Genomic DNA, 14176 nt, shown 5'->3' on the forward strand with positions numbered 1-14176 from the left:
GGAGGGACTCAATAGCGATAGGTATCGGGCTTGTACGGGCCCGCCTTGTCCACGCCGATGTACGCCGCCTGCTCCCTGGTCAGCTCGGTCAGCTGCGCACCCAGCTTGGACAGCTGCAGGCGCGCGACCTTCTCGTCCAGGTGCTTGGGCAGCACGTAGACCTTGCCGTTCTCGTAGGCCTGCGGCTTGGTGAACAGCTCGATCTGCGCCAGGGTCTGGTTGGCGAAGGAGGAGGACATCACGTAGCTGGGGTGGCCCGTGCCGCAGCCCAGGTTCACCAGGCGGCCCTTGGCCAGCAGGATGATGCGCTTGCCGCCTTCGAAGATCACGTGGTCGACCTGGGGCTTGATCTCGTCCCACTGGCATTTCTGCTCCAGCGAGGCGACGTCGATCTCGTTGTCGAAGTGGCCGATGTTGCAGACGATCGCCTGGTCCTTCATCTTGGCCATGTGGGCGTAGGTGATGACGTCGCGGTTGCCCGTGCAGGTGACGAAGATGTCGGCCTTGTCGGCGGCGTACTCCATCGTGACCACGCGGTAGCCTTCCATGGCGGCCTGCAGCGCGTTGATCGGGTCGATCTCGGTGACCCACACCTGCGCCGACAGCGCGCGCAGGGCCTGGGCCGAGCCCTTGCCCACGTCGCCGTAGCCCGCCACCAGGGCGACCTTGCCGGCGATCATCACGTCGGTGGCGCGCTTGATGCCGTCGACCAGCGACTCGCGGCAGCCGTACAGGTTGTCGAACTTGCTCTTGGTGACGGAGTCGTTGACGTTGATCGCGCGGAACTTCAGCAGGCCCTTGTTGGCCATGTCCTGCAGGCGGTGCACGCCGGTGGTCGTTTCCTCGGTCACGCCGATGATCTGGGCCGACTTGCGGCTGTACCAGCTCGGGTCTTCCTTGAGCTTCTTGCGGATGGAGGCGTGCAGGATGCGCTCTTCCTCGGACGAGTGCGTGTCGATCAGCGACAGGTCCTTCTCGCAGCGCTGGCCCAGGTGCATCAGCAGCGTGGCATCGCCGCCATCGTCCAGGATCATGTTGGGGCCTTCGCCTTCCGTGCCCTTGGCGCCGAAGTCGAAGATGCGGTGCGTGTAGTCCCAGTACTCCTCCAGCGACTCGCCCTTCTTGGCGAAGACGGGGGTGCCGGTCGCGGCGATCGCGGCGGCGGCATGGTCCTGGGTGGAGAAGATGTTGCACGAGGCCCAGCGCACCGTGGCGCCCAGCGCCTGCAGCGTCTCGATGAGCACCGCGGTCTGGATCGTCATGTGCAGCGAGCCGGTGATGCGGGCGCCCTTGAGCGGCTGGGCCTTGGCGAATTCCTGGCGGATCGCCATCAGGCCGGGCATCTCGGTCTCGGCGATGCGGATTTCCTTGCGGCCCCAGTCGGCCAGGGAAATGTCGGTGATCACGCTGTCGGCGGGGGCAGCGGGCTTGAGAACGGCGTTCATGGTGGCTCCGGAACGTAGAGGTGGTGGAACCCACCCTTCCGGAGCTCTCACCGCACGGAAGCGTGGGTGAGCGTCGTTGCAGGATTCACCGAGCCTCGCGTCCATGGCGGACGCTGCAACGCTCCTCGGTTGCCGCGATTCTAAGGGAAAGGGGCCGGATGCACGACCGTACCCCCACGAAAAGCCCCGATTCCGGTACAAGGCGGCATGGCTTCCGCCGGACAACCCGCCCCTCCCATCGAACCCATGCTGGCGAAGACCGCCGACGTGCTGCCCGCCGAACCCGGCTTCCTCTTCGAGCCCAAGTGGGACGGCTTCCGCGCTCTTGTGTTCCGCGGCAACGAGCAGACCTACCTGCAGAGCCGCGACCTGCGGCCGTTGAACCGCTACTTCCCCGAACTGGAGAAGGCCTTGCACGAACTGCTGCCCAGGGGCTGCGTGCTGGATGGCGAGATCGTCGTCGCGACGAAGCAGGGGCTGGATTTCGACGCCTTGCAGATGCGCCTGCACCCGGCGGCTTCGCGCGTGGCCAGGCTGTCCAAGGAGACGCCCTCCAGCTTCGTTGCCTTCGACCTGCTGGCGGCCGGCGGCAAATCGACGATGGAGTTGCCGCAAGGGGAACGGCGCGAGCGCCTGGAGCGCCTGCTGGGCAAGGCCAAACCGCCGCTGCACCTGACGCCGGTCACGCGCGACCGGGCGCAGGCCGAGGAATGGCTGCAGAAGTTCGAAGGCGCGGGGCTGGACGGCGTGATCGCCAAGCTGGAATCGGCCACCTACCAGCCGGGCAAGCGGGCGATGCTGAAGATCAAGCACGTGCGCAGCGCCGACTGCGTGGTGGCGGGCTTCCGCTGGTACAAGGACCGCCAGGACGCCGTCGGCTCGCTGCTGCTGGGCCTCTACGACGACGCCGGCGTGCTGCAGCACGTCGGCGTGACCTCCGCCTTCACCATGGAGATGCGCAAACAGCTGGTCGAGGAGCTGGCGCCCCTGCGCCAGGACGGGCTGCAGGAGCACCCCTGGCGCGAATGGGGCGGCGCGGCGGTGGGCGACGCGCAGCGCATGCCCGGCGCGCAAAGCCGCTGGAGCGGCGGCAAGGACCTGAGCTGGGAGCCGCTGCGGCCCGAGCGCGTCTGCGAAGTCAAGTACGACCACCTGCAGGGCAACCGCTTCCGCCATGCCGCCGTGTTCCTGCGCTGGCGTCCGGACAAGCCGGCGCAGGACTGCCGCTACGACCAGATGGAGGTGACCACGCCTTTCGAGCTGGCGAAGGTGTTCGGGGCCTAGGCCGGACGCGTGCGGCCGCCAGCCCACGCCCCGGGGGCTACTTCTTCCCGAACTCCACGTACCCGGGCACGCTGGCGTTGTTGGGGCCGGCCATCACGACGACCAGTTCGCTGTTGCGGAGGGCGAGGAAGTGGCCCTGGTCCGGCGTGGTGATGCCCACCATTCCGAGGGGACCGTCGGCGCCCAGCGTGGCGACCCCGCCGCCAAGGGCCAGGTTGTTCGTTCCGTCGTGCCAGTTCGCCCGGTACGCCGCTGCGTCAATGATGGTGAAGGTCCCGTCGCCCCGGCTGTGGCGCCGTTGAAGCTGCCGTCCGCGAAGCTGCCCTCCGGAATGCCCACCTCGAGCCGGCGCGCGCTTGCGCCGGACGCCCCGGCGCGCAGGTAGATGCGCTCGGAGCCGATTTTGGCGACGCGGAAGGAATAGCTGCCTGCTCCGGTGTCGGCGGTGAACCGGTTGCCATCGACCGTGACGTTCGCCATGGCGACGCTGGCGCAGCGCGAGATCCTGACGATCAACGGGTCCGTGCAGGTGCGCAGCCGGCCGGACGCCAGCAGCTCGCCGCTGGACACCGTGGTGTTCGGCGGCCCTGCCGTGTCCCGCGTCGCCACGAGGATGTTGTAGGTTCCCGCCGCCTCGGCCAGCGACGTGGCGAAGGAGCGCGCGGCGATGAAGGGCACGGTGCCGGAGGGCAGGCGGAAGCCGCCAACCACGGTGTCCTGGAACCAGTCGAACCTCGGCGCATTCGGCGTCGCCGGGGTGGCGCTCGTCCGGTCGAAACCGAACCGGCCGGGGGTCGCGGTTTCACCGAGGGAGCCGGACAGGTCCTGCCCGTTGCCGGTCACGCGGTAGCTGCGGGCGTCGAAGTCCAGGCTCAGCGTGTATTCGCGCGCATCGCCCGCATACATCACGTAGTCGCCGTTGCGGCTGTCCGCCGCCGGCCGGCCGGCTGCCAGCGCGCTGTCTCCGGCGCCGCCTGCACCGCCGGCTGCCCCTGTACCGCCGCCGCCGCCGCAGGCCACGAGGGCCGCGCAAGCCAGTACCGCGCACCAGCGCAGCATCCCTTTCCTCTTCTCCATGGCACCTCCGCTGTGGTGCGGGGGATGCTAAGTGCGGGGGCGGCGAACGGCGCGAGCGGGATCGCGCAATGGGGCGGTGGCTTCGTTCACAAGGCGCAGGATCACGCCGTCACTTCTTCGCCGGTGCGCTGCGGCGGCGGAAACAGTCGGCGGCGTGGTCGTTCACGATCCCCACGGCCTGCATCCAGGCATACACGATCACCGGCCCCACGAACTTGAAGCCGCGTCGCTTCAGCTCCCTGGAGATCTCCTCGGACTTCGGCGTGCTCACGGGGACGTGCTGGCCGTCCCCCCGCAGCACCTTGCCGTCCGTGAACGCCCAGCAGAAGTCCGCGAAGTCCTCGCCACGCTGCTGCATGTCGCAGTAGATCTTCGCGGCAGCGATCGTCGCCTCGATCTTGGCGCGCGAGCGGATGATGCCCGGGTTCTCCAGCAGCTTCGCGACCTGGTTGTCGCCGAAGCGGGCGACCTTCACGGGATCGAAACCGGCGAAGGCGGCACGGAATGCCTCGCGCTTGTGCAGGATGGTCCGCCAGGACAGCCCGGCCTGGAAGCCTTCGAGCACCAGCATCTCCCAGAGCATGCGCGGATCGCGCTGCGGCACGCCCCATTCCTCGTCGTGGTAGCGGGCCATGAGAGCGTCGTCGCCCTCGGCCCAGGCGCAGCGCGTCGGGTTCTTGTTCGCCATGGGCGCGGATCTTCCGTCATTCCCGCGCCGGCGGGAATGCCGTCAGCGCGGTTTGTCCGATTTCGGCCGCAGCCGGGCCGGCACGTGTTCCAGGTTGATCCGCACGCGGTACCAGAGCGACGACGTTCCCCGCATGCGGTCGACCAGCACGTCGGCCGCCTGCAGGTGCGCGGCGGCCTTGGGGTGCTTCGCCTTCCATTCCTCCGCCGCCGCGACCGCCTCGATCTCGCGCTGGCTGCGCGCGACCTCGATCAGCGGCTTCTTCACGCGCGGCGCGGTCGAAGGCGGGGCGCGGCGCGGCTCGTCGGCGCCCTTGCGATAGTGCGGCGGCCAGGGCGCATCGCCTTGCCCTTGCGAATCGGCGAGCCCCAGCAGCGGCTCCAGCGAGCAAGGCCACTGGTCGATGTCCGCATGCGGATCGCCGATGCTGCGAAAGCGCTGCGGCATGGTGTGCAAGGTGAAGTCCGCCGGATCGCACTCCGCCAGCTCCTTCCAGCTCACCGGCGCGGACACGCGCGCATCCGGCTTCGGCCGCACCGAATACGCGGAGGTGACGGTCCGGTCCTTGGCGTTCTGGTTGTAGTCGACGAACACGCCTTGCCGCTCTTCCTTCCACCACTTGCTGCTCGCCAGCGTCGGCGCCCGGCGTTCGACCTCGCGTGCGAGGGCCAGCGCGGCCCGCCGCACCTCGTCGAAGGTCCAGCGCGGCTCGATCCGCACCAGCACGTGGATGCCCCGGGAGCCCGAGGTCTTGGGCCAGCCCTTGAGCCCGAGTTCCGTCAGCACCTCGTGCACGACCTGCGCGACCTGCTGGATCTGTGGCCACTCCACCCCCGGCACGGGATCGAGGTCCACCCGAAGCTCATCGGGATGGTCCAGGTCTTCGGCGCGCACGGGATGCGGATGCAGCTCCAGGCAGGCCAGGTTGGCCATCCAGGCAAGGTCGGCCGGATGGCGCGGCACGACCTCCTGCGCGCTGCGCCCGGAAGGAAAGTGGATCTCGGCCACCTCCAGCCAGTCGGGCCGCTTGGCCGGCGCACGCTTCTGGAAGAAGAACTCGTCGGCGATCCCGTTCGGGTAGCGCACCAGGATGCAGGGCCGCCCGCCCGCACCGCGCAAGGCGCCGTCGGCCACGGCAAGGTAATAGTTCACGAGGTCCAGCTTGCTGACCTGCGCGGACGGGATCAGCAGCTTTCCCGGGTGGGTGATGATCACCTCCCGCCCGCCAATCTCCAGCGTGACCTCGTCCTTTGCCGTCGCCATGGGACCCAAACTACACCGGCATGGGACAATGGCGAGTCAGACACGGCCGTGAACAGAGCGCGGCCGTTTGTTATTCCGGAGCCCCCCTTGTCCGCCTCGCCCCTGGGCGCCGAAGTCCGGCGCCGCCGCACCTTCGCCATCATCTCCCACCCCGACGCGGGCAAGACCACGCTGACGGAAAAGCTGCTGCTGTTCTCCGGCGCGATCCAGATCGCGGGCGCCGTGAAGGGCCGCAAGGCGTCGCGCCATGCGACCTCCGACTGGATGGAGATCGAGAAGCAGCGCGGCATCTCGGTTGCCTCCTCGGTCATGCAGATGCTGTACCGCGACCACGTGATCAACCTGCTGGACACGCCCGGCCACAAGGACTTCTCCGAAGACACCTACCGCGTGCTCACGGCGGTCGACGCGGCGCTGATGGTCATCGACGCGGCCAACGGCGTGGAAGCGCAGACCCGGCGGCTGATCGAGGTGTGCCGCCAGCGCGACACGCCCATCATCACCTTCGTCAACAAGATGGACCGCGAGGTGCGCGACCCGCTGGACATCCTGGACGAGGTGGAGCGCGAGCTGGGCATGCCTTGCGTGCCCATGACCTGGCCGGTCGGCAAGGGCAAGCTGTTCGGCGGCATCATGAACCTGCGCACGCAGGCCATGACGGTGTTCGAGTCGGGCAGCGAGCGGCGGCCGCAGGACTTCGACACGATCGCGCTGTCCGACGCCGGCACGCTGGCACAGCGCTTCGGCCCGGAGTACGACTCCGCCGCGGAGAGCATGGAGCTCGCCACCGGCGCCTCCCCCGACTGGGACCACGGCGCCTTCCTCGCCGCCAAGCAGACGCCGGTGTTCTTCGGCTCGGCCGTGAACAACTTCGGCGTCATGGAGGTGCTGGACGCGCTGGTCGACCTCGCCCCGCCGCCGCAGTCCCGCAAGAGCCACACGACGGTGAACCGCCAGGTGGTGGAGCGCATCGTCGAACCCGACGACGCAGCCTTTTCCGGCGTCGTGTTCAAGGTGCAGGCCAACATGGATCCTTCGCACCGCGACCGCATCGCCTTCGTGCGCATGGCTTCGGGCAAGTACACGCCGGGCATGAAGCTGAAGGTGCAGCGCACGTCCAAGGAGCTGCGTCCCACGTCGGTGGTGACCTTCCTGTCGCAGCGGCGCGAAGCGGTGGACGAAGCCTTCGCCGGCGACATCATCGGCTTCACCACCCACGGCGGCGTGCAGCTGGGCGACACGATCACCGACGGCTCCGTGAACCTGCAGTACACCGGCCTGCCCTTCTTCGCGCCCGAACTGTTCCAGGTCGTGGTGCTGCGCAACCCCCTGCGCACCAAGCAGCTGCAGCAGGGCCTGGCCCAGCTCGGTGAAGAGGGTGCGATCCAGGTGTTCCGCCCGCAAATCGGCGGCCCCATGTTGCTGGGCGCGGTCGGCCAGCTGCAGTTCGAGGTGGTGCAGCATCGCCTGAAGACCGAGTACGACTGCGACGTCCGGCTGGAGAGCAGCCCGTACACCGGGGCGCGCTGGATCACGGCGGACACGCCGGCCGAGCTCAAGGCGTTCACCGACGCCTACCCGCAGAGGCTGGCGCTGGATGCGGCCGATGCGCTCGCCTTCCTCTGCACCTCGCCGTACGACGTCCGGCTGGCCCAGGAACGCTTCCCGAAGATTCATTTCCATCTGTTACGCGAACACGCAGGGCTTGCTCTGCAAAGCGCGGCCTGAACGCCCCCACGCAACCGTGCCCGTCGCCATAATCCGGCGTCGATGGGAGAAGTACACATGAAGAAAAACCCACTGTTCCGGACCGTCACCGCCTGGTCGGCCGCCCTGCTGCTGCTCGCCGGCTGCGGCGGCGGCGGGGGCGACAGCGGTGGAGCGCCGGGGCCTGGCGCGACCGGCCGTTTCGGCGCATCCGCGCAGTTCGAAGGCGATGTCGCCGGCTGCTCCCTGGACACGCAGAAGCGCTTCGTCCGCTCCTACCTGGACGAGGTCTACCTCTGGTACAACGAAATCCGCGACGTCGATCCGGCGGCGTTCAGCAGCGTCCCGGACTACTTCAACGCCCTGCTCGTGCGCACGCCCGACGTGAACGGCGTGCCCAAGGACCACTTCAGCGCCGTCATCCCCGTGTCGCAAGCGCAGGCCCTGCTCGGCGCGCCGGCGCAGTTCGACACGACGCAGCTGCGTTCGGCCGGCACCGGCAACCTCGTCCCGGTGGTCTTCTCCGACACGACCGCCGGGGGCCGGCGCTTCGGCTACATCCAGTTCAATGACCACGAGGTCGGCGCACAGGACCAGCTGATCGCGGCCTTCCGGCAGCTGCGCGACGCAGGCGTGCAGGACCTGGTCCTGGACCTGCGCGCCAATTCCGGCGGCTTCCTCTACATCGCGGTGACCGCGGCATCGATGGTGACGGGCCCGACCAAGGCCGGCCAGGTGTTCGAACGCCTGCGCTACAACGACAAGCGCACGGCGGAGTCGGACGCCAGCACCCTCGTGTTCGGCAACACCGTGCAGTTCGCGGAAAGCCAGAACCCGGTCGGGACGCCGCTGCCCCAGCTGAACCTGCAGCGCGTGTTCGTCCTGACCTCGGGCCAGACCTGCTCCGCCAGCGAATCCATCATCAACTCCCTGCGCGGCATCGACGTGCAGGTGGTCCGCGTGGGCACCACCACCTGCGGCAAGCCGTATGGCTTCCGGCAGAGGAACAACTGCGGCCTGGCCTACTTCCCGATCGAGTTCCAGGGCACCAACGCCAAGGGCTTCGGCGACTACACGACGGGCTTCACGCCGACCTGCGAGGTGCAGGACAGCACGGCGGCGGCGGGCAGCAGCGGCGACCCGCTGCTGGCGGCCGCCAAGTCCTACATCGACACCGGCGCCTGCCCGGGCGGCACGGCGACCGGCGTCCAGAGCGCGTCCAGGCCGCACCTGAAGGACGAGACCTCGCGGCGGGCGGTCTGGGCGGGTCGCCTGCTGCGGCCGGACCAGCGTTGAGCGCACGCGGCATGGCGCCGCTGGCCACCTGGCCGGCGGTGGAGCGTGCGCGCATCGGCGGTGTCCTGACCGACATCGACGACACGCTCACCACCGAGGGTGCGGTGACGGCGGACGCGTTGGGGGCGCTCGCCGCGCTGGCGGACGGGGGCCTGCACGTGATCCCGATCACCGGGCGTCCGGTGGGCTGGAGCGAGCCCTTCGCGCTGTCCTGGCCGGTCGATGCCATCGTGGCGGAGAACGGCTCGGTGGCGCTGGCACGCGATGCGCGCTCCGGCGCGCTGGGCAAGCTCTACCTCCAGGACGCCGCCGAACGCGCGGCCAACTACGAGCGCATGCAGCAGGTCGCGCAACGCATCCTGCGCGAAGTGCCCGGTGCGACGTTGTCGCGCGACAGCAGCGGCCGCGAGACCGACATCGCGATCGACCACAGCGAGTTCACGCGCCTGCCGGCCGAGGCGATCGAGCACGTCGTCGCCCTGATGCGCAGCGAAGGCATGAACGCCACGGTCAGCTCCATCCACGTCAACGGCTGGTACGGCGGCCACCACAAGCTGGCGGGCGCGCGCTGGGTCGTGCGCGAACTGCTGGGACGCGATCTGGATGCGGAGCTGGATCGCTGGGTCTACGTCGGCGATTCGACCAACGACGTGCTGATGTTCGAGCACTTCCCGCACAGCGTCGGCGTGGCGAACATCCGCCGGTTCGAGGCCCAGCTGGCGCACAAGCCGCGGTATGTGACGCAGGGGGAGCGCGGCGCGGGGTTTGCAGAAGTGGCGCGCGCGATCCTCGCGGCCCGCCAGGGCATGCCCTCGCCCTGCATCAAGCAACGATAGGCGTCAGCGGCCACTCCTTCGCGCCCGTCCGGCCCGCCAGCCGCTCCCAGCACGCCCGCACGTACGCGTTCATGATGCGCCCGTAAGCGGGGTGCCAGCGCCAGCCCCACTCCGGATGGAACTGGAAGCCCCAGCAGAAACTTTCCTCCGCGTGCCAGCGGAAGGCTTCCACGAGTCCATCGTCGGCATGCGCTTCCGCCACCAGCCCTTCGCCCAGGCGGTCCACCCCCTGCGAATGCAGCGAGCTCACCGGGAAGCGGTGCATGCGGGCGATGCGCTCGAGCGCGCCGCCGGCCGTGCAGGTCACGAAGTGCCGCTCCGCGTACTGCTCCTCGAGGTCCTCGTCGGGGTCCTCCCAGTGCTTGACCGTGCCGGGCCGGTCGCGCAGGCACTGGTGCAGGCTGCCGCCCAGCGCCGCGTTGATGTCGTGCGAGCCGCGGCAGGTGCCCAGCACCGGCACGCGCCGGGCGATGGCCAGGCGGATGAGGGGATGCGCCAGCGCATCGCGCTCGTGGTCGTATTCGAACTGCCCGCTGGCGGGCTGTTCGCCCCAGAGCCGCGGGTCCACGTTGGTGTCCGAGCCGCCCAGCAGGATGCCGTCGACGCCCGCGAGCAAGGGCTCCAGCCGCTCGGGCGGCACGCGCGGATAGCAGAGCGGCTGCAGCCCCATGTTGAGCACCGTGCGCTGCCCGGCCTGGTCCATCACGGTATAGAGCTGCTCGTGGCGCGAAGGGCCGGTGAGCAGGCGGTGGCTCGCCACCACCCAGACCAGGGGCACGGCCGGCGCCGGCGCCATCAGTCCTCCGTCCGCTCCAGGTGCGCGCGGCAGGCCCTGGCGAAGGCCTCCAGCGTGCGCTGGTAGAAGGGATGCTGCTCGTGGCGCCACTCGGGGTGCCATTGCACGCCATACGCGAAGGCACCCGCGCCCTGCACGCGCACGCCTTCGACGAGGCCATCGGGCGCGTGCGCCTCGGCCACCAGCCCTTCGCCCAGGCGCTTGATGCCCTGGCCGTGCAGCGAGTTCACCCTGGCCCGGGTGCCCCCTGCCCATTCGGCGAAGCGGCTGCCCGGTGCCAGCAGCACGTCATGGCGTTCGGCGAACTGCACGGCAAGGTCCTCGTGCTCCGGCTCTCGGTGGTCCAGCATGCCGCTCTCCACGTGGACGGTCTGGTAGAGGCTGCCGCCGAGCGCGACGTTGATCTCCTGCAGGCCGCGGCACACGCCGAACAACGGCACCTGCGTCACGATCGCCTGGCGCACCAGATGCATCGTGAGCTGGTCGCGGCGCGGATCGAGCAGGTCGGTGGGGAGCGCGGTGGCGCCGAAGTGCGTGGCCTCCACGTTGGAGGGCGAACCGGTGAGCAGCACGCCGTCCACCAGCGGCAGCAGGCAGGGGATGTCCTCCACCTGCGCCATCGGATAGAGCACCGGTTGCAGCCCGAGCTGCGTCACCGCCAGCGCATAGCGGTCGGCGAGCACGCTGTAGCCGCCGGGATCGTCCAGGTCCAGGTTGCGGTGGCAGGCAGGCAGCCACACCAGGGGCTTGTGGAACTTCTGCTTGGGCATGCGGCGGTCTCGCCCGCCCATGGTGCCCTGCCGCGCGCGGCCGTGCTGGCCGCGCCGGCGCCTGCGCGCGTCGGACGATGCCGACGCCCAGCTCAGTTCGGCTTGGCGAGCCCGAGCTTCTCCACCAGCGCCTTCTCGCGCGCGAAAGTGTCCTGCGCGAAGCGCGTGTACTGCGCGGAATCCATGTAGATCGGCACCATGTCGTAGCGCGCCAGGGCCTGCTGGTAGCTGGGCTCCTCCATCGCCTTCTTGAACGCGTCGTGCAGCTTCTTCACGACCTCCGGCGGCGTGCCGCGCGGCGCGCCTATGCCGAAGGGCGAGTTCTGCACGACGTCGATGCCCAGCTCCTTGAGCGTCGGCACGTCGGGGAACTTGTCCAGGCGCTTCTCGCCCCAGGTGTTGAGCACGCGCACCTTGCCGGCCTGCACCAGCGGCGCGAAGCCGGTGGAGTCGGCCATCGCCATGATGTGGCCGCCGGAGATGGCGGTGGCGAGGTCGGCGCTGCCCTTGTAGGGAATGTGGTTCAGCTGGATGCCCACCATCTGCGCGACCAGTTCCGTGGTCAGGTGCGGGCTGGTGAGCGTGCCCGTGGAACCGTAGCTCAGCTTGCCGGGATTCGCCTTGGCGTACGCGACGAAGTCGTTCCAGTTCTTGAACGGGCTGTCGGCGGGCACGGCGATGCCGAAGGCGTAGCCCGTGACGTTGATGATGTAGCTGATGTCCTTGACCGGGTCCCAGCTGATCTTGGTCGTGTACGGCAGGCGGAACACGCCCAGCGGGATCTGCGCCAGCGTGTAGCCGTCGGCGGCGGACGTCTGCAGCAGCTGCGCGGGCAGCGTGCCGCCGGCGCCGGGCTTGTTGTCGACCACCACGGTCTGGCCGAGGATCTTGCCGGCGTTGTCGGCGAGCTGGCGCATGGTGATGTCGGTGGGGCCACCCGCCGGGAAGGCGATCACGAGCTTGATCGGCTTGGCGGGAAAGGCCTGGGCTTGGGCACCCGCGCTCGCGACGGCCAGGGCAGCGGCGGCGAGCTGGATGAGATGGCGACGGCGCATCGGGACTCCTGTGTGGCGGAAGGCGAAAGCCGCCATTGGAGCGCAGGAACGCTGCACCCAGCATCGGGAGTGTCCCGGCACTCGTCGCGCAGGCGACTCAGGCGACTCAGGCGCTGCGCTGCGCGAAGCCCTCCAGCACGTTGACCGCGTTGACGCCCACCTGCGCCACCGCGTAGCCGCCTTCGAACACGAACAGTGTCGGCAGTCCCGCCGCCGCCAGGTCTTCGCCGACGCGAAGGTAATCGTCGCTTGCGAGCATGAAACCCGCGACCGGGTCGCCCGCGAAGGTGTCCACGCCCAGCGACACGACCAGCGCCTGCGCCCCCGAAGCTGCGATCGCCTGCAAGGCCGTGGCGAGCGCCTCGCGCCAACGCGCGAAGCCGGTGCCGCGCGGCAGCGGCAGGTTCAGGTTGCAACCCAGCCCCGCCCCGGCGCCGCGCTCGTCGGCGTAACCGAGGTAGTAGGGGTACTCGGTGTGCGGATCGCCGTGCACGCTGGCGAAGAACACGTCCGGCCGCTCGTAGAAGATCGCCTGCGTGCCGTTGCCGTGGTGGTAGTCGATGTCCAGCACCGCGACCCGATCGATCCCGCCGTCGCGCAGGACCTGCGCGGCGATCGCCGCGTTGTTCAGGAAGCAATAGCCGCCGAAGAAATCATGTCCCGCATGGTGGCCGGGGGGACGCGTGAGCACAAAGGCGCTGCGCGCGCCCTGCAGCAGCGCGCGCGCACCGGCGGCCGCGCAGGCCGCACCCTGCCGCGCGGCGCTCCACGTGCCGACCGTGATCGGCGAGCCCGCATCGAAGGAGAACAGTCCCATGCGCGCCGGGAAACTTGCCGGCAGCACGTCGCTGCGGAAGCTGCGGATCGGCCAGTACGAGGGCAGCGCATCGCGCTGCGCATTCGCGGGGTCGAGTGCGAGCCATTCCTCCCAGGCCGTCGACAGGAACTGAAGGTAACGCGGCGCATGGATGCGTTCCAGCACCTCCAGCGGCACCTCCGGCGCGTCGAGCACCGGCCCCAGCCCCCGGACCTGCACTTCATGGAGCACGAAGTCCGCACGCGCGGGCACCTCGAAGCAAGGCACCAGCCGGCCGCGGAACATCTCGTGGCGGCCATGGTGCAGCGCGTGGCGATCGTTGTGAAAAACCTGCATGTTCTGGATTGTGGCGCGAAGGCTACGCGGCGGCATCACGCTTTGTTGACGCGCGCGCACGCGTTCTTTGACACTGGCGTAACCCCACGCGGGGTCGCCAGAGAAAAAACAGCAACCATCCACAGGGAACCCATGAAACGACTCGCAATCGCGGCCGCCGCCGCCCTCGCCATGCTGGGCAGCGCCCACGCCCAGCAGTTCTCCACCGCCAACGCCTACGGTGAGTTGGGCTGGACCTTCCTGAAGATCGACGGCGGCGACTTCTCGGTGCGCCCGAGCGCCATCCGCGGCATCCTGGGCTACGACTTCCATCCCTACCTCGGCGCCGAACTGATGCTGATGGGCGGCGTGAACGACGACGACACCACCGTCTCGGTGCTCGGCGTGCCCACGAACGTCAACATCAAGCTGCAGAACTCCTACGGCCTGTACCTGAAGCCGAAGTACACCTGGAACAACCAGATCGAGCTGTTCGCCCGCCTCGGCTGGGCCCGCAGCAAGGTGAAGACGTCGGTCTCCGCCCTCGGCCTCACCGGCAGCGGCTCCGACAGCGACGACGACTTCTCCTGGGGCCTGGGCGCCAACTACATGTTCAACCCGCGGATGGGCGTCGGCCTGGACTACACCGTTTACTACGACAAGGGCGACACGAAGGTCGACGGCTGGACCGTCAGCTTCAAGTACCGCTTCTGAAGCACCTCTTTCCTGCCATGCTCAGGCCCGCTTGTCGCGGGCCTTTTTTGTTTTCGGGGCGACCTGTTGCGCGGACGACGCGCATGCCCTTTCGTCCAATGGACGCCCCGCGT

The 14176-nt window shown here is 69.0% G+C and carries 13 protein-coding genes and 1 riboswitch; of the genes, 5 read left to right on the plus strand and 8 right to left on the minus strand.

What is annotated here, in order from left to right:
• Window positions 1–8: 8 nt before the first annotated feature.
• Window positions 9–1445, minus strand: coding sequence for an adenosylhomocysteinase (gene ahcY / locus AC3EGR_RS12405; protein WP_488546789.1), 1437 nt, complete (start codon window positions 1443–1445; stop codon window positions 9–11).
• Between the two features lie 61 nt (window positions 1446–1506).
• Window positions 1507–1578: riboswitch (S-adenosyl-L-homocysteine riboswitch) on the minus strand.
• Between the two features lie 74 nt (window positions 1579–1652).
• On the opposite strand from ahcY, the gene AC3EGR_RS12410 reads away from it, so the two are divergent.
• Complete coding sequence (locus AC3EGR_RS12410; RefSeq protein WP_488546790.1) at window positions 1653–2729, plus strand: ATP-dependent DNA ligase; 1077 nt, start codon at window positions 1653–1655, stop codon at window positions 2727–2729.
• A gap of 93 nt (window positions 2730–2822) precedes the next feature.
• Here the strand turns inward: AC3EGR_RS12410 and AC3EGR_RS12415 are convergent, their stop codons facing one another.
• The 3 genes from AC3EGR_RS12415 to ligD form a co-directional block, all read right to left on the minus strand.
• On the minus strand, window positions 2823–3806 hold the full coding sequence (locus AC3EGR_RS12415) for a hypothetical protein (protein ID WP_488546791.1): 984 nt from the start codon (window positions 3804–3806) through the stop codon (window positions 2823–2825).
• Between the two features lie 109 nt (window positions 3807–3915).
• Complete coding sequence (locus tag AC3EGR_RS12420) at window positions 3916–4494, minus strand: DNA-3-methyladenine glycosylase I (RefSeq protein ID WP_488546792.1); 579 nt, start codon at window positions 4492–4494, stop codon at window positions 3916–3918.
• 42 nt (window positions 4495–4536) lie between these two features.
• Window positions 4537–5757 (minus strand): non-homologous end-joining DNA ligase, encoded by a 1221-nt coding sequence (ligD, locus tag AC3EGR_RS12425; RefSeq protein WP_488546793.1) that lies wholly within the window; start codon window positions 5755–5757, stop codon window positions 4537–4539.
• Between the two features lie 87 nt (window positions 5758–5844).
• Here ligD and AC3EGR_RS12430 point away from each other — a divergent pair, with 87 nt between their 5' ends.
• From AC3EGR_RS12430 to AC3EGR_RS12440, 3 genes are read left to right on the plus strand one after another with little or no spacing between them, the layout of a single operon-like run.
• Window positions 5845–7485: a peptide chain release factor 3 gene (locus AC3EGR_RS12430; RefSeq protein WP_488546794.1), complete on the plus strand. Its 1641-nt coding sequence runs from the start codon at window positions 5845–5847 to the stop codon at window positions 7483–7485.
• Between the two features lie 57 nt (window positions 7486–7542).
• Entirely contained in the window at window positions 7543–8760 is a 1218-nt protein-coding gene (locus AC3EGR_RS12435) for a S41 family peptidase (RefSeq protein WP_488546795.1), read from the plus strand.
• A gap of 11 nt (window positions 8761–8771) precedes the next feature.
• Window positions 8772–9596, plus strand: coding sequence for an HAD-IIB family hydrolase (locus AC3EGR_RS12440; protein WP_488547016.1), 825 nt, complete (start codon window positions 8772–8774; stop codon window positions 9594–9596).
• Here AC3EGR_RS12440 and AC3EGR_RS12445 read toward each other — a convergent pair.
• From AC3EGR_RS12445 to AC3EGR_RS12460, 4 genes are all read right to left on the minus strand, one after another.
• Window positions 9583–10392 (minus strand): gamma-glutamyl-gamma-aminobutyrate hydrolase family protein, encoded by an 810-nt coding sequence (locus AC3EGR_RS12445; RefSeq protein WP_488546796.1) that lies wholly within the window; start codon window positions 10390–10392, stop codon window positions 9583–9585. The two genes, AC3EGR_RS12440 and AC3EGR_RS12445, sit on opposite strands and share 14 nt — an antisense overlap.
• Window positions 10392–11162, minus strand: coding sequence for a gamma-glutamyl-gamma-aminobutyrate hydrolase family protein (locus AC3EGR_RS12450; RefSeq protein WP_488546797.1), 771 nt, complete (start codon window positions 11160–11162; stop codon window positions 10392–10394). The genes AC3EGR_RS12445 and AC3EGR_RS12450 overlap by 1 nt, the downstream gene beginning before the upstream one ends.
• Before the next feature lie 92 nt (window positions 11163–11254).
• The gene (locus tag AC3EGR_RS12455) at window positions 11255–12217 is read right to left on the minus strand and encodes a tripartite tricarboxylate transporter substrate binding protein (RefSeq protein WP_488546798.1); all 963 of its coding nucleotides are present in this window, start codon (window positions 12215–12217) and stop codon (window positions 11255–11257) included.
• A gap of 106 nt (window positions 12218–12323) precedes the next feature.
• A complete protein-coding gene (locus AC3EGR_RS12460; protein WP_488546799.1) occupies window positions 12324–13370 on the minus strand; it encodes a histone deacetylase family protein in 1047 nt (348 codons plus the stop codon).
• 132 nt (window positions 13371–13502) lie between these two features.
• Here AC3EGR_RS12460 and AC3EGR_RS12465 point away from each other — a divergent pair, with 132 nt between their 5' ends.
• Entirely contained in the window at window positions 13503–14063 is a 561-nt protein-coding gene (locus AC3EGR_RS12465) for a porin family protein (RefSeq protein WP_488546800.1), read from the plus strand.
• Window positions 14064–14176 lie beyond the last annotated feature (113 nt).

The organism is Ramlibacter sp. G4-7, from assembly GCF_057784995.1.